21 protein-coding genes are annotated in these 18,954 nt (G+C 72.3%); 7 read left to right on the top strand and 14 right to left on the bottom strand.

The window, feature by feature from the left end:
• Positions 1 to 74: 74 nt before the first annotated feature.
• Positions 75 to 1,352 (top strand): thymidine phosphorylase, encoded by a 1,278-nt coding sequence (locus ACH4MY_RS30350; RefSeq protein WP_398006923.1) that lies wholly within the window; start codon positions 75 to 77, stop codon positions 1,350 to 1,352.
• Between the two features lie 102 nt (positions 1,353 to 1,454).
• Here the strand turns inward: ACH4MY_RS30350 and ACH4MY_RS30345 are convergent, their stop codons facing one another.
• The gene (locus ACH4MY_RS30345; protein ID WP_398006922.1) at positions 1,455 to 2,111 is read right to left on the bottom strand and encodes an HAD family hydrolase; all 657 of its coding nucleotides are present in this window, start codon (positions 2,109 to 2,111) and stop codon (positions 1,455 to 1,457) included.
• An 89-nt stretch (positions 2,112 to 2,200) separates the two neighbouring features.
• Here ACH4MY_RS30345 and ACH4MY_RS30340 point away from each other — a divergent pair, with 89 nt between their 5' ends.
• Positions 2,201 to 2,452, top strand: coding sequence for an STAS domain-containing protein (locus tag ACH4MY_RS30340; protein WP_398006921.1), 252 nt, complete (start codon positions 2,201 to 2,203; stop codon positions 2,450 to 2,452).
• Positions 2,453 to 2,474: 22 nt separating this feature from the next.
• Here the strand turns inward: ACH4MY_RS30340 and ACH4MY_RS30335 are convergent, their stop codons facing one another.
• The 3 genes from ACH4MY_RS30335 to ACH4MY_RS30325 form a co-directional block, all read right to left on the bottom strand.
• Positions 2,475 to 3,446 carry a sigma-70 family RNA polymerase sigma factor gene (locus ACH4MY_RS30335; protein ID WP_398006920.1) on the bottom strand — a complete coding sequence of 324 codons (972 nt, stop codon included), beginning with the start codon at positions 3,444 to 3,446 and terminating at the stop codon, positions 2,475 to 2,477.
• A gap of 84 nt (positions 3,447 to 3,530) precedes the next feature.
• The gene (locus ACH4MY_RS30330) at positions 3,531 to 4,238 is read right to left on the bottom strand and encodes a L,D-transpeptidase family protein (RefSeq protein WP_398006919.1); all 708 of its coding nucleotides are present in this window, start codon (positions 4,236 to 4,238) and stop codon (positions 3,531 to 3,533) included.
• A 77-nt stretch (positions 4,239 to 4,315) separates the two neighbouring features.
• Entirely contained in the window at positions 4,316 to 5,599 is a 1,284-nt protein-coding gene (locus ACH4MY_RS30325; RefSeq protein WP_398006918.1) for an MFS transporter, read from the bottom strand.
• A gap of 62 nt (positions 5,600 to 5,661) precedes the next feature.
• Here ACH4MY_RS30325 and ACH4MY_RS30320 point away from each other — a divergent pair, with 62 nt between their 5' ends.
• Complete coding sequence (locus tag ACH4MY_RS30320; RefSeq protein WP_398006917.1) at positions 5,662 to 6,651, top strand: LysR family transcriptional regulator; 990 nt, start codon at positions 5,662 to 5,664, stop codon at positions 6,649 to 6,651.
• Here ACH4MY_RS30320 and ACH4MY_RS30315 read toward each other — a convergent pair.
• The 3 genes from ACH4MY_RS30315 to ACH4MY_RS30305 all read right to left on the bottom strand — a co-directional run bounded on the left by ACH4MY_RS30315 (position 6,637) and on the right by ACH4MY_RS30305 (position 9,324).
• Positions 6,637 to 7,410, bottom strand: coding sequence for an alpha/beta hydrolase (locus ACH4MY_RS30315; RefSeq protein ID WP_398006916.1), 774 nt, complete (start codon positions 7,408 to 7,410; stop codon positions 6,637 to 6,639). The two genes, ACH4MY_RS30320 and ACH4MY_RS30315, sit on opposite strands and share 15 nt — an antisense overlap.
• 92 nt (positions 7,411 to 7,502) lie before the next feature.
• Positions 7,503 to 8,546, bottom strand: coding sequence for a S66 peptidase family protein (locus ACH4MY_RS30310; RefSeq protein ID WP_398006915.1), 1,044 nt, complete (start codon positions 8,544 to 8,546; stop codon positions 7,503 to 7,505).
• Between the two features lie 4 nt (positions 8,547 to 8,550).
• Positions 8,551 to 9,324: a GNAT family N-acetyltransferase gene (locus tag ACH4MY_RS30305; RefSeq protein ID WP_398006914.1), complete on the bottom strand. Its 774-nt coding sequence runs from the start codon at positions 9,322 to 9,324 to the stop codon at positions 8,551 to 8,553.
• Positions 9,325 to 9,429: 105 nt separating this feature from the next.
• Between ACH4MY_RS30305 and ACH4MY_RS30300 the strand changes: the two genes are divergently transcribed.
• Positions 9,430 to 10,584, top strand: a complete 1,155-nt coding sequence (locus ACH4MY_RS30300; RefSeq protein WP_398006913.1) for an adenosine deaminase — start codon at positions 9,430 to 9,432, stop codon at positions 10,582 to 10,584.
• A gap of 172 nt (positions 10,585 to 10,756) precedes the next feature.
• Positions 10,757 to 11,122: a hypothetical protein gene (locus tag ACH4MY_RS30295; protein WP_398006912.1), complete on the top strand. Its 366-nt coding sequence runs from the start codon at positions 10,757 to 10,759 to the stop codon at positions 11,120 to 11,122.
• 97 nt (positions 11,123 to 11,219) lie between these two features.
• Here the strand turns inward: ACH4MY_RS30295 and ACH4MY_RS30290 are convergent, their stop codons facing one another.
• From ACH4MY_RS30290 to afsQ1, 5 genes are all read right to left on the bottom strand, one after another.
• The gene (locus ACH4MY_RS30290) at positions 11,220 to 11,420 is read right to left on the bottom strand and encodes a PspC domain-containing protein (protein WP_398006911.1); all 201 of its coding nucleotides are present in this window, start codon (positions 11,418 to 11,420) and stop codon (positions 11,220 to 11,222) included.
• A gap of 90 nt (positions 11,421 to 11,510) precedes the next feature.
• The gene (locus ACH4MY_RS30285; RefSeq protein WP_398006910.1) at positions 11,511 to 12,092 is read right to left on the bottom strand and encodes a VanZ family protein; all 582 of its coding nucleotides are present in this window, start codon (positions 12,090 to 12,092) and stop codon (positions 11,511 to 11,513) included.
• A 125-nt stretch (positions 12,093 to 12,217) separates the two neighbouring features.
• Positions 12,218 to 12,841: a hypothetical protein gene (locus ACH4MY_RS30280; protein WP_398006909.1), complete on the bottom strand. Its 624-nt coding sequence runs from the start codon at positions 12,839 to 12,841 to the stop codon at positions 12,218 to 12,220.
• Complete coding sequence (locus ACH4MY_RS30275) at positions 12,838 to 14,367, bottom strand: ATP-binding protein (RefSeq protein WP_398006908.1); 1,530 nt, start codon at positions 14,365 to 14,367, stop codon at positions 12,838 to 12,840. Before ACH4MY_RS30275 ends, ACH4MY_RS30280 begins: the two co-directional genes overlap by 4 nt.
• Entirely contained in the window at positions 14,364 to 15,041 is a 678-nt protein-coding gene (gene afsQ1, locus ACH4MY_RS30270; protein ID WP_017239746.1) for a two-component system response regulator AfsQ1, read from the bottom strand. The genes ACH4MY_RS30275 and afsQ1 overlap by 4 nt, the downstream gene beginning before the upstream one ends.
• A 170-nt stretch (positions 15,042 to 15,211) precedes the next feature.
• On the opposite strand from afsQ1, the gene ACH4MY_RS30265 reads away from it, so the two are divergent.
• Positions 15,212 to 15,931: a SigE family RNA polymerase sigma factor gene (locus ACH4MY_RS30265; protein WP_030318346.1), complete on the top strand. Its 720-nt coding sequence runs from the start codon at positions 15,212 to 15,214 to the stop codon at positions 15,929 to 15,931.
• A gap of 159 nt (positions 15,932 to 16,090) precedes the next feature.
• Here the strand turns inward: ACH4MY_RS30265 and ACH4MY_RS30260 are convergent, their stop codons facing one another.
• Complete coding sequence (locus ACH4MY_RS30260; protein WP_398006907.1) at positions 16,091 to 16,789, bottom strand: uridine kinase; 699 nt, start codon at positions 16,787 to 16,789, stop codon at positions 16,091 to 16,093.
• 52 nt (positions 16,790 to 16,841) lie between these two features.
• Between ACH4MY_RS30260 and ACH4MY_RS30255 the strand changes: the two genes are divergently transcribed.
• Positions 16,842 to 17,240: a hypothetical protein gene (locus ACH4MY_RS30255; RefSeq protein WP_398006906.1), complete on the top strand. Its 399-nt coding sequence runs from the start codon at positions 16,842 to 16,844 to the stop codon at positions 17,238 to 17,240.
• 107 nt (positions 17,241 to 17,347) lie between these two features.
• On the opposite strand, the gene ACH4MY_RS30250 is transcribed toward ACH4MY_RS30255, so the two are convergent.
• Positions 17,348 to 18,889: a TerD family protein gene (locus ACH4MY_RS30250; protein WP_398006905.1), complete on the bottom strand. Its 1,542-nt coding sequence runs from the start codon at positions 18,887 to 18,889 to the stop codon at positions 17,348 to 17,350.
• Positions 18,890 to 18,954: the final 65 nt, after the last annotated feature.

Below are 18,954 nucleotides of genomic sequence, written 5' to 3'. Positions count from 1 at the left end.
GGAGCGGCCCTTCCGGCACGATGGGAGGGCCGCTCCTCCTTTCCCCCTCTATGCGCGTAGAAAGAGGCACCACCATGGACGTCATCTCCGTCATCCGCACGAAGCGGGACAAGGGCGAGCTGAGCCCGGAGCAGATCGACTGGGTCATCGACGCCTACACCCGCGGTGCGGTCGCCGACGAGCAGATGTCCGCCCTGGCCATGGCCATCCTGCTGAACGGCATGAACCGCGCGGAGATCGCCCGCTGGACGGCGGCCATGATCGCCTCCGGCGAGCGCATGAACTTCGACTCGCTCTCCCGCCCCACCGCCGACAAGCACTCCACCGGCGGCGTCGGCGACAAGATCACCCTCCCGCTCGCCCCGCTCGTCGCGGCCTGCGGCGCGGCGGTCCCGCAGCTCTCCGGCCGCGGTCTCGGCCACACCGGCGGCACCCTGGACAAGCTGGAGTCCATCCCCGGCTGGCGCGCCCTGCTCTCCAACGAGGAGATGCTGCACGTCCTGGACACCACGGGCGCGGTCATCTGCGCGGCCGGCGACGGCCTGGCCCCCGCCGACAAGAAGCTGTACGCCCTCCGGGACGTCACCGGCACCGTCGAGGCCATCCCGCTGATCGCCTCCTCGATCATGTCGAAGAAGATCGCCGAGGGCACCGGCTCCCTGGTCCTCGACGTCAAGGTCGGCACCGGCGCCTTCATGAAGAACATCGAGGACGCCCGCGAGCTCGCCTCGACGATGGTCGGCCTCGGCACCGACAGCGGCGTGAAGACGGTCGCGCTGCTCACCGACATGTCCACCCCGCTCGGCCTCACCGCCGGCAACGCCCTGGAGGTCCGCGAGTCGGTCGAGGTCCTCGCGGGCGGCGGCCCGGCGGACGTCGTCGAGCTGACGATCGCGCTGGCCCGCGAGATGCTCGAAGCGGCCGGCGTCAAGGACGCCGACCCGGCGAAGGCCCTGGCCGACGGCTCGGCGATGGACCACTGGCGCCGGATGATCGCGGCCCAGGGCGGCGACCCGGACGCGGCCCTCCCGGTCGCCCGCGAGCAGCACGTCGTGACGGCCCCGTCCTCCGGCGTCCTGACCCGCCTGGACGCCTACGACATCGGCGTCGCCGCCTGGCGCCTGGGCGCGGGCCGCGCCCGCAAGGAGGACCCGGTGCAGGCGGGCGCGGGCATCGAGCTCCACGCCAAGCCGGGCGACACGGTCACGGCGGGCCAGCCCCTGCTGACCCTCCACACGGACACCCCGGAGAAGTTCGACTACGCCCTGAAGTCCCTGGCGGAGACCTGGGACATCGCCCCCGAGGGCACGTCGTTCACCCCGAACCCGATCGTCCTGGACCGGATCTCCTAGGGCCGGTCACCCTCGGCGGGTGCCCCTGACGCGCTCACCAGGACGGGGCCGGTGGATCTCCACCGGCCCCGTCCCGCGTCACGGAGTCACTGCGTCACTGCGTCACTGCGTCGCGCCGAGCAGTTCCGGGAGCCCGCGCATGTCGTCGAAGACGACCGTGCGGGGGCCCGTCAGTCGGTCGGGGCGGGTGAGGCCGCCGGTGTAGCCGAAGGCGCGCATGCCGGCCGAGCGGGCGGCCCGGACGCCGTACGGGCTGTCCTCGACGACGGCGCAGCGCTCGGGCGGCACGCCGATGGTGGCGGCCGCGTGGAGGAAGAGGTCGGGGGCAGGCTTGCCCCGGGTGACGTCGCGGGCGCTGAAGATCCGGTCCTCGAAGCGGTCGAGGAGGCCCGCGCGGGTGAGGTTCCTGCGGATCGTGGGGTGGCTGCCGTTCGAGGCGAGGCAGTACGGGACGGAGAGCGCGTCCAGGGCGTCGGTGACGCCTTCCACGGCGGTCAGCTCGGCGTCGAGGGCGTCCTCGTACCGCTGCCGGAACGGCGCGTGCCAGTCGGGTTCGAGGGGGCGGCCCCTGCGCTCCTCCACGATGGCGGTGAGGAGTTCGTGCGAGGAGCCGACGAACCGCTCCACGATCTCCGCCTCGGTGAACTCCGCCCCGAGGGCGGCGAACACCTCCCGGTCCACCCGGCAGTAGATCTTCTCGCTGTCCACCAGGACGCCGTCACAGTCGAAGATCACCAGTTCGACAGGCTCGTGAGTCATGATCGGGAGCCTATGCGGTGGTCCGGCACCGATGAGTTCCGGTCCGCCCTCCGGTCACCAGGCATGTGGACACCAGTCAACCGTTCGTCGTGACCCTGACCGCCAGCCCCACCGGGGACGAGGTGGCCCGGCTCTGTGCCGAGCTCGGCGCCGCACCGCCCGGCGAGGTGGTCTGTGAGGTCGGCGCCCTCGCGCGCGCCGATCTCGCCGCCGTCGACGCCCTCGCCCGGCTGAAGCTGGCCGCCGGGCGGCGCGGCCACCGGATCCGCTTCCACGGGGCAGGGCCCGACCTGCGGGCCCTGCTCCTGCTGACCGGACTGGACGGAACGCTGCCGGTCTAGCCTCCGGGGAGTGTCGTGCGGGTCAGGCCTCCAGGCGGGCCGGCAGGTCGAAGAGCGGGAACCAGCGCTCGGTGTCCAGGAAGAAGTCCATCCCGGCGACCTTGCCCTCGCGGAGTTCCAGGACGATGAGCGCCCACGGGCTGAAGCCGCCCGCCGGGTCCGGGTGGTACTGGGCGAAGGCCGGGGAGCCGTTCGCCACGGTCGGCACCAGCTTGGAGCCGGCGCACACCTCGCCGACGCCCAGCATCCAGCCGACGATGTCGTCGTGCCCCTGGAGCCAGAGGTCGTACGGCGGCATGGACATGGTCGCGTCCTCGTGGAGGAGCGCGGTCAGCGCCTTCATGTCGTAGCCCTCGAAGGCCGCGACATAGCGCTCCAGGAGCGCCTTCTGCTCCTCGTCGAGCGGGTTCGCCGTGTCGGAGGCGGCCGGTGCCTGCTCGGCCAGGGTCGCGCGGGCCCGCTGGAGGGCGCTGTTGACCGAGGCGACGGAGGTGTCGAGGAGCTCGGCGACCTCGCTCGCCTTCCAGGCGAGGACCTCGCGGAGGATGAGCACCGCCCGCTGCTTGGGCGGCAGGTGCTGGAGCGCGGCCACGAAGGCGAGCCGCACGGTCTCCCGGGAGACGGCCGTCTCCGCCGGGTCGGCGACCGAGGGCAGGACCCGCCCGTCGGGGACGGGCTCCAGCCAGGTGATCTCGGGCTGCTTGACGAGCTGCGCCTGGGCCACGGGAGTGGGTGAGGTGAGGTCCATCGGCCGTGCCCTCCGGTTGCCCGCGTTCAGCGCGTCCAGGCAGACGTTGGTGGCGATGCGGTAGAGCCAGGACCGCAGTGAGGAGCGGCCCTCGAAGGAGTCGATGGCCTTCCAGGCCCTGACCATCGTGTCCTGTACCGCGTCCTCCGCCTCGAAGGAGGATCCGAGCATCCGGTAGCAGTAACCGGTCAGCTCCCTGCGGTACTTGTCGAGTTCGTCGGTCGTCGCGGTCGCGGCGTCACTCATCGGGTCCACACCCCACTCACCCCTCACCGGCACCCGTTCGGTGCCGGTGAGAGGGAAGCTACCGCAGGGGACTGACAGCCGGGGTCAGGTTCCCGGCTTGCGTCCGTAGATGAAGACGTCGTCGCCGTTCCGGAGCAGGCTCCAGTACGCCTTGGCGTCCTTCGACGTCATGTTGACGCAGCCGCCCGAGCCCGGCGGGTTCCACATGGACTTGGTGGTCGAGTGGAAGGCCTGGCCGCCGTCGAAGAACTGCGAGTACGGCATGGAGACGTGGTAGAGCGTCGACCAGTGGTTGATGTTCCGCCAGTAGATCTTCTTCGAGCCCGTACGGGTCTCGGTGCCGTCCTTGCCCGTACGCACCGGCACGGGGCCGTACTTGAGACGGGCACCGTCCTGGATCCAGGTCAGCTGGCGGGTGAGGTCCACACAGGCGATCCGGCCCTTGTTGGTCGGACACCTGCGGTCCTTGTTGGGGTTGGACCCCGCCGCCTTCTGCTGGATCATCGTGTTCATCGTGCGCCAGGTGATCGTCCCGGCGTACCCCGCGGCCGGGGTGATGCCGTGCTTCTTCTGGAAGGCCTGGACGGCCTTGCAGTCGGCGGACGACTGGCGTCCGTCGACCGGCCGGCCGAGGAACTTCTCCACCTGCTTCTGGTACGGGCCCGTCGTCACGTTGCAGGACGCCGCCTGCGCCGGAGCCGCACCCAGTGCGATCGTCATGGGTACCAGCAGCGAGGTGAGGCCGGCCGCGATGCCCGCCCTCTTGCCTATGCCGCCCACGATTCTGTTCATCTTCGTCAACTCCCCCTTGAGTCCTATGACTCAGGACGTCCGGGGGAGCGACTCAGTTGCAGCGGATCCGGGCCGAGTCAGCAGGACGCGGCGAGCTGGATCCGCCGCGCCTCGGTGCGGGCGCTGTGGCTGCCGTAGAGGGTGACCGAGACGACGCCGAGGACCGCGACGAGACCGATCAGGACCGTGCCCGCCCAGCCGCCCGCGTGGAAGGCGATCGCGCCGAGCGTGCCGCCCGCGCTGCTGCCGAGGTAGTACGCGGACTGGTAGAGCGCCGAGGCCTGGGCGCGGCCCGTCTTCGCCGTACGGCTCACCGAGGAGGAGGCGACCGCGTGGCCGGCGAAGAAGCCGGCGGTGATCAGGACGAGGCCCGCGAGGACCGCCGGCAGCGCGTCGGAGAGCGACAGCAGCAGGCCGGCTGCGGTGGTGGAGACCGCCAGGTAGAGCGCCCCGCGGCGGCCGAGCCGCCCGACGAGCCGGCCGGCGGCGGCGGAGGAGACCGTGCCGACCAGGTAGATCAGGAAGATGGAGCCGATCACGCCCTGCGGCAGGGAGAACGGGGCCTCGACCAGGCGGTAGCCGATCACGGTGTAGACCGCGCCGAACACCGTCATGAACAGGGCGCCGATCACATACAGCCGCATGAGCAGCGGGTCCGCGAGATGGGTCCGTACGGTCCGGGCGAGCGCCTTCGGGTTGAGCGTGCCGGGCGTGAAGTGCCGTGCCTTCGGCAGCAGCGCCCGGAAGGCCAGCGCGCACAGCAGGGAGGTCAGACCGACGGCGGCCAGACCCGCGCGCCAGCCCCACATCTGGGCCACCCAGCCGGTCACCAGGCGGCCGCTCATGCCGCCGATGGAGTTGCCCGCCACGAACAGGCCGATCGCGGCGACCAGCGCCTTGGGCCGGACCTCCTCGGCGAGGAAGGCCATCGCGGAGGCCGGAAGACCGGCGAGCGCCGCGCCCTGGATCGCGCGGAGGGCGATCAGGGACTCCAGGTTCGGGGCGAGCGGCACGAGGAGCGCGATGCCGACCGCGACCGAGAGGGAGGTGATCATCATCGTGCGCCGGCCGAAGCGCTCCGAGAGGGCGCTGAGCGGCAGGACGCACAGGGCGAGGGCGGCGGTCGCGGCCGAGACCGTCCAGGAGGCGGCGGAGGCGGTGGCGCCGAACTCGGCCGAGATGGCCGGGAGGAGGGCCTGCGTGGAGTAGAGGAGGGCGAAGGCGGCGAGGCCGGCGGCGAAGAGCGCGAGGCTCATGCGGCGGTAACCGGGGGCGCCGGGGGTGAGGCGGGTGTCGGCAGGGGCGAGGCGGGTGTCGGCGGACGCGTGGGTGGCGGCCGCCTTGGTACTGGCGGAAGGCATGCAACGAACCTAGGACGCCCTGTTTCATGCGTCCAATGCACGGAACTGCTGTAATCGTTCCCATGGTGCATGAGTACAGGTCACAGCCTCGGCTGTCACCGAACAGTAACGAAGAAGACATGGGACTGCTGCTCGCGCCGCGGCTCGCGTACTTCGCCGCCGTCGCCCGGCACGAGCATGTGACCAGGGCCGCGGCCGAGATGGGCGTCCCGCAGTCCACGCTCTCCCGGGCGATGGTCAGGCTCGAACAGGACCTGGGCGTCACCCTCTTCGCCCGCCGCGGCCGCACGGTCTCCCTCACCCCGGCCGGGCGGCGCTTCCTCACCGCCGCCGAGCGGGCGCTCGCCGAGGTGGAACGGGCCGCCGACACCGTACGCGCCGACGCCGACCCCACCGCGGGCCGCGTCGCCTTCGGCTTCCTCCACACCATGGGCTCCGAGACCGTCCCCGGCCTCATCCGCGCCTTCCGCGTCGACCATCCGCGGATCCGCTTCACCCTCGTCCAGAACTACGGCGAGGCGATGATCGAACGGCTCAGGGCGGGCGACCTCGACCTCTGCCTGACCTCCCCGGTGCCCGACGCCCCCGACCTGGTCGCCCGGCGCCTCGACGAACAGCGGCTCCGGCTCGTCGTCCCCGACGACCACCGGCTCGCGGGCCGCAAGCGCGTCCGCCTCGCCGAGGCCGCCGACGAGACCTTCGTGACCCTGGAACCGGGGTACGGGCTCCGCCGCATCACCGACGACCTCTGCGCGGAGGCCGGGTTCAAGCCCAGGGTCGCCTTCGAGGGCGAGGAGGCCGAGACCCTGCGCGGCCTGGTCGCGGCCGGTCTCGGCGTCGCCCTGCTGCCCCCGCCGGCCGTCCCGCGCCCCGGCGTCGTCGAACTCACCGTCACCGCCCCGCGCGCGGTCCGCGAGATCGGTGTCGCCTGGCTGGACGGCCACCCGGACACGGCCCCGGTGGCCGCCTTCAAGAAGTTCCTGCTGAGCCGCAGGGGCCATCTGCTGCCGAAGGACCCCTCGCGGCCCGAAGGACCCTCACCGTCGGAGTGATGCCCTGAAGCCCGCCGCGAGCGGCATCCGCAGGCCCAGCGGCGGGGGAGCGGCCATCGCGTCGGTCACCGGGCGGGTGACCGGGCGGGCGAAGAGCGCGCCGAGGACGAAGTCGGCGGCGAGGGCCTGCACCTCGGCCGCGTACTGACGCAGAGCGTGGCCGTCCGAGTGCACCTCGAACCGGCAGGTGTCCCGGTTGGCCTTCTTGGCCCGTTCGGCGAACCGGAACGACAGTTCGGGGTCCGTCCGGGCGTCGTTCGTGCCGTGGACGAGCAGCACCCGGCGCCCCACCAGCTGCCGTACGGCCTCCGGCTCCGCCGCCATGTCGTGCTCCGGCAGCCAGGGGGCGAGCGCCAGGACCGCGCTCACCGCGCCGTGCCCGGCGGCCCGCAGCGCCGCCCGGCCGCCGAGCCCGTGGCCGACGAGACAGACGGGCACGTCGCCGTAGCGGCGTACGGCCTCGGCGATCGCCCAGGAGGCGTCCTCCGCGAGATTCGCGTCGGCGCCGTTCCAGCCGCGCCCCCGGTAGCGCACCACATGGGCGACGAGGCCCTCGGCCCGGCCGGCCCGGACGAGAGAGCGTCCGAGCGGCAGCACGGCCGCGTGGGCCAGCGCGGAGGCGCGCCGCCCCGACACCGGCTCGCCGTCCGGCAGCAGCAGCACCACGCCGCCCACCGCCGACGTGCGGGAACCTCCAACAGGCCGACCGAGCCGGGGTCTCCGGGCGTCGGGCGGCCCCACGAGTGCGAAGTGCGCCATGACAGAACAGTCTCAGAATCGGAGGTGTACGCCAGTCGTACGCGCGGTCTCTGTTACGTATCGCCCGGCGGGGCACCGCCGTTCGGCCGGAATCAGTAGGTGACGGTGATGCGGCGGGCGGGGCCGTCGACGCGGATCGGGCCGCCGCAGGGGAGCACCTGCTGCGGGTCGGTGTGCCCGAAGCCGACGTCGAAGACCGCCAGGGCCTCGGGCGCGTACTCGCCCAACGCCTTCAGCACCGCCTCGCGTTGGGCCTCGCGGTACGCGGCCCCGGCCGGCTTCTCCAGCGGCTGCCCGAAGCTCCAGCTCTTGGCCCGGGCCACCAGGACGGCCGGGAACTGCCGCAGCAGCCCGCGCTCCCCCATGTTCCGCAGGATCCGGTACACCTCGTCGGCGCCCGGCATCTCCTCGGAGGTCTCCAGGAAGAGCACCTGCCCGGCGTACTCCTCGACCGGCCGGATCTCCCGGTCGGCCATCAGCATCCAGGCCAGGATCTCCAGGCAGCCGCCCCAGCCGATGCCGGTGACCACCCGGTCGGCGTTGTGCCAGAACCAGCCCTCGCCCGGCTCCATGGACGGTTCGCTCGCGAAGGTCTCCGGCGCCTCCCACGGCCTGTCGACCTCGCCGACGTCCGCCGACGGCGTCAGCTCGTACGGGCCGGAGCCGAGCAGCGCGGCCCGCAGTGAGCGGGCCGTCAGCGGGTGGAGCGCCCCGGGCCTGCCGAGCTCCACCATCACCGAGCCGCCGTGATAGCTCACGACACCGAGGTTCCGGAGGAAGAGCAGGAGGTTGGTGTTGTCGCTGTACCCGAAGAACGGCTTCGGGTGGGCGCGGATCAACTCCCGGTCCAGATGTGGGAGCACGGTGATCTGGTCCTCGCCGCCGATGCTCGCGATGACGGCCTTGATCTCCGGGTCGGCGAACGCGGCGTTCAGATCGGCCGCGCGCTCCCGGGGCGTGGAGCCCCAGGTGCGGGTGGTCGGGTACTCGACGGGGACCAGACCGAACTCCTCCCGCAGCCGGTCGAGCCCCAACTCGTAGGGCAGCGGGAGGAGCCCGGGCAGACCGCCCGAGGGAGAGACGATCGCGACCTTGTCGCCGGGCCGGGGCTTGGGCGGGTGCACGGGGTTCGGCATCGGGCTACACCTTCTGGAAGTAGTGGAGGGTGTCGGCGACGGCGAAGCCCTTCCGCCCGTACCAGCGGTGCGGCCAGTTCGCCGCGTTCGCGCTCAGGAAGCGGAGATCGCAGCCGGCCTCGGCCGCCAGGTGCAGCGCCGTGTCGATGACCCGTCCCGCGTGGCCCTGTCCGAGGTGCTTCTCGGCGGTGACCAGGTCCTCGATGCGGGCGACCCCGGTCGACGGGTCGAGATACAGGTCGGCCCACGAGGCCACCTCGCCGTCCTCGGTGCGCACGGCGAGGAACCGTACGTCCTCGGCGGCCCGGAGCCGGGCGGCCCGCCGCTCCACCAGGTGGTGGACCTCCTCGTCGGTCACCCCCGGCACGAAGCGGCGCCAGGCCGCCGCGGCCGGTGCGCGCAGCTCCTCCAGACCCACCGGCCGAGCCCCGCCGTGCGCCGGGACGGGGCCGGTGTGCCGCATGAGGTAGATGGCCGTGTGGGTGTAACCGGCTCGCTCCAGCGGGCCCCGGCAGGCGGCCGCGACCTCGTCGTCGACGACGTACACGAGCCGGTACGGGAGATGGCCGAGCAGTTCCTCGGCCCGCGCGGGCAGGGCCCCGGGGGCGGTCTCGCCGTCGACCAGCACGTGGTTGTTGCCCCGGGAATGCGTGTACAGGTCGTCGAGGGCGGCGAAACCCCCGGGGAAGTCGACGACCCGGCCCGCCTGACGTCGGTGGAAGGCGGACAGGGAACCGTGGATACGCCGCAGTTCGGCCGAGGAAGTCGCGGAAGTCATGGGCTCACGCTAGGTGTTCGCGTTTCCGGGACGCATCCGAAATACCCCGGGACGGACACGGCGCCACAAGGCGCGCTCTACGCGCGTAGGGGCTAGAGTGCGGAAATGACGAGCCAGACCCCCAGCGTCCCCACCGCGGACCAGATCCGTCGTGCCCCGAAGGTGCTTCTCCACGACCACCTCGACGGCGGACTGCGCCCCGGCACGATCATCGAACTCGCCCGGGAGCAGGGCTATCGGCAGCTCCCCGAGGCGGAGCCCGACAAGCTCGGCCTCTGGTTCCGCGAAGCCGCGGACTCCGGGTCCCTGGAGCGCTACCTGGAGACCTTCGCGCACACCTGCGCCGTCATGCAGACCCGTGACGCCCTCTTCCGCGTCGCCGCGGAGTGCGCCGTCGACCTCGCGGAGGACGGCGTCGTGTACGCGGAGGTGCGCTACGCCCCGGAGCAGCACCTGGAGTCCGGCCTCACCCTCGAAGAGGTCGTGGAGGCCGTCAACGAGGGCTTCCGGGAGGGTGAGCGGCAGGCCAGGGAGAACGGTCACCGCATCCGGGTCGGCGCCCTGCTCACCGCCATGCGGCACGCCGCGCGCGCCCTGGAGATCGCCGAACTCGCCAACCGCTACCGCGACTCCGGTGTCGTCGGCTTCGACATCGCGGGCGCCGAGGCCGGCTACCCGCCCACCCGTCACCTCGACGCCTTCGAGTACCTCAAGCGGGAGAACAACCACTTCACCATCCACGCGGGCGAGGCCTTCGGGCTGCCCTCGATCTGGCAGGCGCTCCAGTGGTGCGGCGCCGACCGGCTCGGGCACGGCGTCCGGATCATCGACGACATCGAGGTCGCCGACGACGGCTCGGTGCGCCTCGGCCGGCTCGCCGCCTACGTCCGCGACAAGCGGATCCCGCTGGAGATGTGCCCCTCCTCCAACCTCCAGACCGGCGCCGCCGCCTCGTTCGCCGAGCACCCCATCGGTCTGCTCCGCAAGCTGCACTTCCGGGCCACGGTCAACACCGACAACCGGCTCATGAGCGGGACCAGCATGAGCCGGGAATTCGAGCTCCTGACCGAGGCATTCGATTACACGCTCGACGACATGCAGTGGTTCACTGTCAATGCGATGAAATCAGCGTTCATTCCTTTCGATGAACGCCTGGCCATGATCAACGAGGTCATCAAGCCCGGATATGCCGAGCTGAAGTCCGAATGGCTGTTCCAGCAGACCGCCACGACCAGGGAGTCTTCCCGCACGGCGGGCTGAACAGCACCCCGTCACGGGGAACGGAGCGGCCGGGAAAGCGCGACACCCGGCCGCTTTCCGGTGTTTGCGGAGGGGTCGTTCACTGGTTAGGTTGCAGAGCCGCTCTGCATTCCCAGGATTTCCCCGCCCGGCTTTCCCGGAAGCCCCCGGATTCCCCAAGGAAGATTTTCAGATGAAGCAGTCTGCCGCCAAGAAGCTCGGTGTCGCCGCTCTCGGTGCCGCTTTCGCCGCTGCCGCCGCCGGCACGGCCTCCGCCGCCCCGGCCGTGCCCGCCACCCCCGACGCGCTCGGCCTGGTCACCCAGACCGTGCCGGTGGGTGACGACCTCACCAAGCTCCCCGACGGCGCCGCCGAGTCCCTCGGTGCCGGCCAGGGCGCCCTCGGCCAGGGCCTCGACCAGGGTGTGAAGACCCTCCCGGCCGCCGCCGGCCAGGCCACCCAGAGCCTCCCGCTCGACGCCGCCGCCGGTGGCCTCGGCGCCACCCCGCTGGGCGGCCTCCTCGGCGGTCTGCCGCTGCAGGGCCTGCCGCTCGGCTGACCCCCGGGGGCCGTACCAGGCTCTCCGTACGCCGAAGGGGCGCGCACCCGGTCTCCCGGGCACGCGCCCCTTCGGCGTGGGTCGTTCGCGGCGGTGACTACCAGGCCGTGGTGGCCTTCCGCTCGTCCGGCATGAAGATCCACAGGCCGATGTAGATCAGGAACTGCGGGCCGGGCAGCAGGCACGAGACCAGGAAGATCAGACGCATCGTGTTCGAGGAGATGCCGAAGCGCCGGGCCAGGCCCGCGCACACTCCGCCGATCACGCGTCCGTCACGGGGGCGGGTCAGTGCGGCCATGGTGGGCTCCTTCGGAGTCGGTCCGGGAGCCGCTCCGTCGGGCTCCCGATGACTCCATACTGCCCCCGGACGGGGGTCCGGGGCGTCGGTCTACCGGGCGATCGGAACCCTGGTAATCGTCGGGGTCGCACCCTGAGACGCCTCGTTCCGCAGCAGGGCGGAACCCCGACCCGGCACGGTACCCACGGTGGAGTCCGACCGCCCCGCGTCCGACCTGCGACGCAGCCAGGTCCGTCCCGCGGGGACGAAGAGGAGATGGGCGAGCGCCACCCCGGCGGTGTTCAGGAGGACCGAGTCCACGTCCACGACCTGACCCGGTACGGCGGTCTGCAGCAGTTCCACGGCGAGCGACACCAGGGCCCCGGCGGCGGTCGTACGGGCCAGCGAGGCCCACCGGGACACATGGAGGCGTCCGTCGGCCATCGGCAGCAGCACCCCGAGCGGTGCGAGGAGCAGCAGCCCCTCGCCGATCAGCCGGGCGGCCTCGACGGTGCCGAGGGCGAGATCGGCCCGGAGGCCGTTCAGCGGGACGATGTTCGGCGCGGTCACCCAGGCCACGTCCCGTGGGCGCAGGCTGACCCAGGCGACGAGCAGCAGATGCGTGAGGACGAGGACGAACCCCGCCACGCGGACGACCACGGCGGCACTGCCGCCCGAACCTTGACGCTGCACGCCCCCCAAGACGCCCGCGGCGGCGGAATCGGTTCCGCCGGGACGGGACGGACCCCGCGAGACCGGAACCTCCGCCCCCGGCCCCGCCGTGCGGGCGGTCCTCCCGGAGGGCGGGGCGGGCGCCCTCAGCCCGCCGTCGGCGCGGGCGCCGTCGGCGGCGTCGACTCGGGGCGTTCACGCAGCTCCGTCGTGCAGCGGTAGCGCTTCGGGGCGTACGCTCCCGGGCCGCCGAGCAGCACCGTGTGCTCGCCCGCGCCCGCCGAACTCGCCGCGAACGTGCAGACCAGCTGGGACAGGGCCGTCGGCGCCAGGTCCTCCGGCTGGCGGCTCAGCCGCAGCGTGCCCGCCGGGTCGACCCGGCGGCCGCCGCTCACCACCAGCGGCCCGCGCACCGCCGTCGTGAAGCCGGCCTCCTTCTCGCTCCCCGAGGGCTCGGCGAGCAGCTGCGCGAGCAGCCCGTTCGCCGTGCGCACCGGGTCGCCGCCCGCCTTCTCCTCCGGCAGCGGCGTACGCCGGTCCACCGCCTCCAGCTGGGAACCGCAGACCAGGAACACCCGGACCGGGACGCCCTGCGCCGGCGCCCCCGTCGCCCCGTCCTCGGTCACGCTGCACGGCACCCGCGACGGGGCCGCGCCCGCGTCCACCGGAACCGAGGTGGTCCTGATCCCGCAGCCGGTGACCAGCGCGGTGAGCGCGGCGGCCACCAGGGCTCCCGTACCGGCCGTACGCCCGAAGGTGCGGCGCCTCACGCTTCCTCCACCTCGCCCTGGCTGCTGCGGGTCTGCACCTCGCGCGTGATCCCCGACGCGTCCAGCGGCAGCCGCAGCACGAACACCGCGCCGTCCACCGCCCCGTCCTCGCCGACCGAGTTGGCGGCGGTGATCGAACCGCCGTGGATCAGCGCGTTCTCCATCGCGATCGACAGACCGAGACCGCTGCCGTCGGACCGCGGCCGCGACGCGCTCGCCTTGTAGAAGCGGTCGAAGACATGCGGCAGCACCTCCTCGGGGATGCCGGGGCCGTGGTCCCGTACCGCGATGACCAGTTCGTCGTCCTCGGTGCGCACCGAGACCCGGACCGGCGAACCGCCGTGCTTCAGCGCGTTCCCGATCAGGTTCGCCAGGATCACGTCGAGGCGGCGCGGGTCGAGCGGTGCCACGATCCCGCGCTCGGCGTCCAGGTCGACCGCGTCCAGCCAGGCCCGCGCGTCGATGCACGCGGTGATCTGGTCGGCGATGTCCACCTCGTCGAGGACGAGCCGCGCGGTGCCCGCGTCGAAGCGGGTCACCTCCATCAGGTTCTCCACCAGGTTGTTGAGACGGTGGGTCTCGCTGACCACCAGCGCCACCGCGGGGGCGATCATCGGGTCGAGGGAGTCCTGCTCGTCCTCCAGGACCTCGGTGACGGCGGTGAGCGCGGTCAGCGGGGTCCGCAGCTCGTGCGACATGTCGGCCACGAACCGGCGGGAGGACTCCTCCCGGGCGCTCATGTCCGCGACCTTCTTCTGCAGGGACTCGGCCGCGCTGTTGAAGGTGCGGGTGAGATCGGCCAGTTCGTCGGCGCCGGTGACCCGGAGCCGGGTGTCGAACTTGCCCTCGCCGAGCTGCTTGGCGGCCTCCCCGAGCCGGTGCACCGGACGCAGCACGGTCGTCGCCGCGACCTGCGCGAGCAGCACCGAGCCGGCCACCGCGAGCGCGGTGGCGATCCCCAGCGACCAGGCGAGCGAGTTCAGGTCGGCCTTCTCCGCGGCCAGCGACTTGAACATGTAGCCGGCGGGTCCACCGCCGTCGATCCGCGTCCCGCCGACCAGGTACGGCGTCCCGTTCCGCTCCGTACGCTGCCAGAACAGGTGGTACGGGTACGGGTTGGCCTCCGTCACCGGCCGCTCCGTGTCCACCGCGACCATCAGCGAGCGCGGCACGTCGGCCAGGGTGAAGTCGTCCGGGTCGGAGGCGCCGACGATCGGCTTGCCCGCCGCCCGCTCACCCAGCAGCAGCACCTGGTAGTCGGCGCTGCCGGTCGCCATCTGCTCGGCGGTCCGCCGCAGATCGTCCTGGGTGGGCCGCAGCGGCAGCGTCGCCGCCCGGTTCTGCATCTCCTGGCGGAAGTCGTTGAGCGCCCCGTCCTGGGTACGCGTCAGCACCGCCTCACGGTTCAGCCAGTACGCGATGCCGGAGGCGGAGACGGCAGCGGTGAGCGCGACGAGGGCGAAGACGACGACAAGACGCAGCCGGAGGCTCGAAAGGCGCAGCCGCGTGAGGATCCCTTTGCTCACGCAGGGACGTCCAGCCGGTAGCCGACCCCGCGCACGGTACGGATGAGCGTCGGCGAGGACGGGACGTCCTCCACCTTGGCGCGCAGCCGCTGCACACAGGCGTCGACGAGCCGCGAGTCGCCCAGGTAGTCGTGCTCCCACACGAGTCGCAGCAACTGCTGCCGGGAGAGCGCCTGTCCGGGCCGGCGGCTCAGCTCCAGGAGCAGCCGCAGCTCGGTCGGGGTGAGTTGGAGGTCCTCGCCGTTCTTGGTGACCGTCATCGCGGAACGGTCGATCACGAGGGACCCGTAGGTCGCCGAGTCCGTCGACTCCCGCTCACCGCGCCGCAGTACGGCCCGGATCCGGGCGTCGAGGACGCGGCCCTGCACCGGCTTGACGACATAGTCGTCGGCTCCGGACTCCAGGCCCACGACCACGTCGATGTCGTCACTGCGCGCGGTCAGCAGAATGATCGGCAACTGGTCCGTGCGGCGGATGCGCCGGCAGACCTCGAAGCCGTCGATGCCGGGCAGCATGACGTCGAGCACGACCAGGTCCGGCCGCTGCTCGCGCAACAGCTGGAGGCCGTCCTCACCGGTCGCGGCAGTGGCCACCCGGTGGCCCTGCCGCGACAGGGAGAGTTCGAGGGCCGTGCGGATGGCGTCGTCGTCCTCGATCAGCAACAGAAAAGGCACGGGCAACATTCTGTCGCATTCGGCCGTCCGAGTTCGACCGCTGGGAGGCTCGCTTCTGCGAGGGGCCCTGTGACACGCCTGTGACAGTCGGCGGACAACGCCATGAAGTCCGATGGGCAAGCTTCTTGGCACACGGACCGAAACACACTCCAACCGACGGGGGGCGCGAGATGAACGCACTGCACAGCACCACCTCAAGCGCAGTAGTCACGCGTCTCCACGACGTCGTACGGAGCACGGAGAAGTCCGGCGCGGTGAACGGGCGGGGGTGCGTTCGCAGCGTCGGGCGTCAGCGCAAGGCGCCGTACATGGTCGCCATTGCTGACGGGGGAGCGGCGTACGGGGAGGTCACGGGGGAGCGCAACTGCTCGGAAGCCGAGTTCACGGCTTACGTCCAGGAGCGTCGTGCCTCCCTGTACGCCACCGCCTACCACCTCACCGGTGACCGTTTCGAGGCCGAGGACCTCCTCCAGAGCGCGCTGTTCTCCACGTACCGCGCCTGGGAGCGGATCAGCGACAAGGCCGCGGTCGGCGGATACCTCCGCCGCACCATGACCAACCTGCACATCAGCGCCTGGCGCCGGCGCAAGCTCAACGAGTACCCGACCGAGGAGCTCCCGGAGACGGTGGGCGAGACGGACGCGATGCGCGGCACGGAGCTGCGCGCGGTGCTGTGGCAGGCCCTCGCCCGGCTGCCCGAGCTCCAGCGGACGATGCTGGTGCTGCGCTACTACGAGGGCCGGACCGATCCGGAGATCGCGGAGATCCTGGACATCAGTGTCGGCACGGTGAAGTCGAGCATCTGGCGGTCGCTGCGGCGGCTGCGCGAGGACGAGGTGCTCAGCTTCGGCCGTGACGAGGAGGAGTCCTTCGGCGAGCTGGTGGCCTGAAGGCGGGGGGAAAGACCCACAAGGGCCCACGGGGGAAACGGGGCCCGCAGGGGGAGCACGGGGGAACAAGGGGGGACCGTACGGGGGTACGGGGAAAACGGTGCGGGTCGCACAAGCCGGGGGGCTTGTACGACCCGCGTCGTGTTTACCCGTTCGTCTTTACCGGTTCGTCGCCGGTGTGCGGTGGCGGCCCGCCGCCGCGGCGGCCAGGCGGCCCAGGGCCTCCGGTTTGGCGCAGGGGTGCGCGCCCAGCGCGGCCTGCCGGGCCACGATCGCGCGCTCGGCGCGCATCAGGCGCCAGCCGCGGCGCAGCAGGAACGGCACCGACTTGCGGCCCTCGCGGAGGTCGCGGGCGAGCCGCCGGCGGAACGTCGTCGAGGGACGGCCCCGCAGACAGATCGCGTCGGCCAGCACGTCCAGCTCACGGCAGCGGTTCACGATCTCCGCGGCGAAGATCCCCTCCGCCACGAAGAGCGGCGTCCGCTCGATGTCGAGCCGCTCACGGCCGACCCGGGAACTGGTGGCGATGTCGTACACGGGGACGTCCGTCCGCCCCGTACGGCACAGCTCGACGACGGCGGCCACGGCGGCGTCCGCGTCCCAGGACAGTGGGGAGTCCCAGTCGATGTCCGCGCTGCCCTCGACGAGAGGGAGGGACGGATCGTCGGCTTCCTTGTAGAAGTCGTCGAGGCGCAGGACCGGGAGGCCGGCGACGGCGGCGAGGGACGACTTGCCGGAGCCGGAGGGGCCCGCGAGCAGGACGACACGGGTCGGAATCGGTAGGGAACTCACGGGACACCAGTGTGAACCATTCCCCCGTGCAGGGGACCCCCGAGGAAGCCCGTTGGTATCGAGCATCACACCTCAACTACTGTCGGTGTCCGCTCGCTCACCCCTCGGAAGGATCGTCATGGCGCGTCACGCAGAACCCCGCAACCCCCGCCGCAGCGCCCTGCTCAAGGCCGGTCTCACCGTCACGGCGGCGGGTGCGGCGATGCTCGGAGCGGGTGCCGCGGCCCAGGCCGCGGCCCCGGTGCCGCTGCCCGTCGACTCGCTGACCAGGACGGACGCCGGAGCGGCCGGCGCGGGCGCGCTGTCCGGCGTCACGCAGGGCCTGGGGCCGCTGACCCGGCTTCAGCTCGACCCGCTGGCCAACACCGGCGTCGACCCGCTCGACAACGGCCTCGGCACCCAGGTCTCCGACTTCAAGCCGGTGGGCACCAATCTGGTGACCGACCACCTCACCAAGGGCGGCGCGGTGGCCGATCTGCCGGTGGCGGGACCGCTGACCCAGGGCCTGCTTCCGTAACGGGGCCGTTGAACCGGGATCCGCTTCCGTAGCGGAGCCGTCGATCCGGGGCCCTGCTTCCTTGACGGGGCCGGGAGGTGGGGGAGCGGGGGACGGCGGGCGGAGGCTCAGCGCCCGCGCCGCCGGAGCCAGCCCTGCGCCCTGCGGAGCTCGGGCTGCTTCACCGGGGTGCCCGCGCCCTGCGCCCATCCGCCGCTCACCCAGCCGCTGTGCGGCTCCAGGTGCTTCAGACGCGCCCGCCACGGACCGTCCGCCCGCATCAGATGGACGAGCAGGGGGCCCTCGGGCAGCGGCACGGTCTCCTGGCGCCTGCCGATCTCGTTGACGCGGGTCGACCCGGGCTCGGGCAGGGTGGTGGGGTCGTCGTGGTCCGCCAGCTCGTAGAGGTAGACGATGAAGTTGCTGTCGCCGCGGTAGTGGAAGGCGGCGTCGGCCGTCCCTCCGGTGTGCAGCAGGACGTCCGGGCCCTCGCACTCCAGGGTGTCCTCCGCCAGGAGCCGGGCCTCCGACAGCGGCAGGATCCGCATCCGCCAGGGTCCGTCCGCCCTCAGCTTCAGGCGCAGCCGCCCGTTTTTGGGGACGTCGGTGAGCAGGCGGCCCCGGAAGTTGTCCCGCGTGCTGTTGACCAGGCTGCTGCCCTCCTTGTTGAACCGGTCGAGGGGCCACAGGCCGGTGTAACCGTCACTGTCGACGGCGAGTTCGACCAGCACCGGGCCGGGCGGAAGGCCCTCCTCGCTGATGACGTCGTTCTGTCGGCCGCTGAGCTCGCGCGGCTCGAAGACGGACCCGAACGTCCACGCCGGCGGGCTCGGCTCCGGCACCGGCAGGGGAACCGTCCCGAGAGGGGCGGGACCGGGAGGCGGCGCGAAGGCCGGGCCACCCGGCTGGGGGTGGACGGTCGGCCGGGCGTACACAGGGCCCGGGGCCTGGACGGCCGGTGGCGCTTCGAAGGCCGACGGGGCCTGGACGGCCGGCGGGGCCTGGACGAGGGGCGGGCCCTGGACGACGGTCGGGAACTGGCCGGGGGCCGGTGCGTCAGCCGGCGCGGGGCCCGGTGACGTGGCAGGGCCAGAGGCCGGGGCAGAGTCCGGCGTCGGGGTTGGGGCCGGGGCCGGGGCCGGTGACGCGGCCGGGGCCGGTACGGCGGCCGGGGCCTCGTCCGCCACGTCCACGCCGTGGTCCACGGCCAGCCCTTCGAGGCCGTCCAGGTAACCCTGGCCCACCGCGCGGAACTTCCAGCCGCCCGCCCGCCGGTACAGCTCGGCGAGCACCATCGCCGTCTCGCCGCCGGCGTCGGTCACGGCGTACCGCACGACCGCGGTGCCGTCCGGCGCGAACGCCTCCACGGACAGTCCGTCCACGTCCCGCAGCGCGCCGTTCTCCGTCGACGCGACGACGAGCACACGGGAGACCGCCTCCTCGATCGCCGTGAGGCCGGTCTCCAGCCACACCGTGCCGTCCTCGCCCTCGGTCAGCACCACGGCGCCCGACGGATGGACGGGAGCGCCGTGGAACACGATGTCCCCGTCCCCCCGCACCCTGCCCTGCTCCGTCACCAGCAGCGCCGCGACGTCGACACCGTTCCGTACGGCGACGCGCAGCGGCACCGTCGGGACGTAGGCGTTGTCCCCCTTGATCAGTCCACTCATGACGTACCGACCCGTCCCTTCATGTCCCCTCCGAGATCGATCACCACTGGATCTTGCGGTCGACC

Source organism: Streptomyces sp. NPDC017246 (assembly GCF_044331325.1).
Lineage (GTDB): Bacteria > Actinomycetota > Actinomycetes > Streptomycetales > Streptomycetaceae > Streptomyces.
This window is presented reverse-complemented; position numbering and strand designations above follow the sequence as displayed.

What these genes read in the sequence shown, in the direction of transcription:
- ACH4MY_RS30315 (WP_398006916.1), bottom strand. Translation starts at nt 7,410, where the DNA reads ATGGCGCACTTCGCACTCGTGGGGCCGCCCGACGCCCGGAGACCCCGG.
- ACH4MY_RS30290 (WP_398006911.1), bottom strand. Translation starts at nt 11,420, where the DNA reads ATGGCCGCACTGACCCGCCCCCGTGACGGACGCGTGATCGGCGGAGTG.
- ACH4MY_RS30335 (WP_398006920.1), bottom strand. Translation starts at nt 3,446, where the DNA reads ATGAGTGACGCCGCGACCGCGACGACCGACGAACTCGACAAGTACCGC.
- ACH4MY_RS30310 (WP_398006915.1), bottom strand. Translation starts at nt 8,546, where the DNA reads ATGCCGAACCCCGTGCACCCGCCCAAGCCCCGGCCCGGCGACAAGGTC.
- ACH4MY_RS30260 (WP_398006907.1), bottom strand. Translation starts at nt 16,789, where the DNA reads ATGCTCGATACCAACGGGCTTCCTCGGGGGTCCCCTGCACGGGGGAAT.
- ACH4MY_RS30295 (WP_398006912.1), top strand. Translation starts at nt 10,757, where the DNA reads ATGAAGCAGTCTGCCGCCAAGAAGCTCGGTGTCGCCGCTCTCGGTGCC.
- ACH4MY_RS30345 (WP_398006922.1), bottom strand. Translation starts at nt 2,111, where the DNA reads ATGACTCACGAGCCTGTCGAACTGGTGATCTTCGACTGTGACGGCGTC.
- ACH4MY_RS30300 (WP_398006913.1), top strand. Translation starts at nt 9,430, where the DNA reads ATGACGAGCCAGACCCCCAGCGTCCCCACCGCGGACCAGATCCGTCGT.
- ACH4MY_RS30330 (WP_398006919.1), bottom strand. Translation starts at nt 4,238, where the DNA reads ATGAACAGAATCGTGGGCGGCATAGGCAAGAGGGCGGGCATCGCGGCC.
- ACH4MY_RS30305 (WP_398006914.1), bottom strand. Translation starts at nt 9,324, where the DNA reads ATGACTTCCGCGACTTCCTCGGCCGAACTGCGGCGTATCCACGGTTCC.
- ACH4MY_RS30265 (WP_030318346.1), top strand. Translation starts at nt 15,212, where the DNA reads ATGAACGCACTGCACAGCACCACCTCAAGCGCAGTAGTCACGCGTCTC.
- ACH4MY_RS30255 (WP_398006906.1), top strand. Translation starts at nt 16,842, where the DNA reads ATGGCGCGTCACGCAGAACCCCGCAACCCCCGCCGCAGCGCCCTGCTC.
- ACH4MY_RS30320 (WP_398006917.1), top strand. Translation starts at nt 5,662, where the DNA reads ATGGTGCATGAGTACAGGTCACAGCCTCGGCTGTCACCGAACAGTAAC.
- ACH4MY_RS30250 (WP_398006905.1), bottom strand. Translation starts at nt 18,889, where the DNA reads ATGAGTGGACTGATCAAGGGGGACAACGCCTACGTCCCGACGGTGCCG.
- ACH4MY_RS30350 (WP_398006923.1), top strand. Translation starts at nt 75, where the DNA reads ATGGACGTCATCTCCGTCATCCGCACGAAGCGGGACAAGGGCGAGCTG.
- ACH4MY_RS30325 (WP_398006918.1), bottom strand. Translation starts at nt 5,599, where the DNA reads ATGCCTTCCGCCAGTACCAAGGCGGCCGCCACCCACGCGTCCGCCGAC.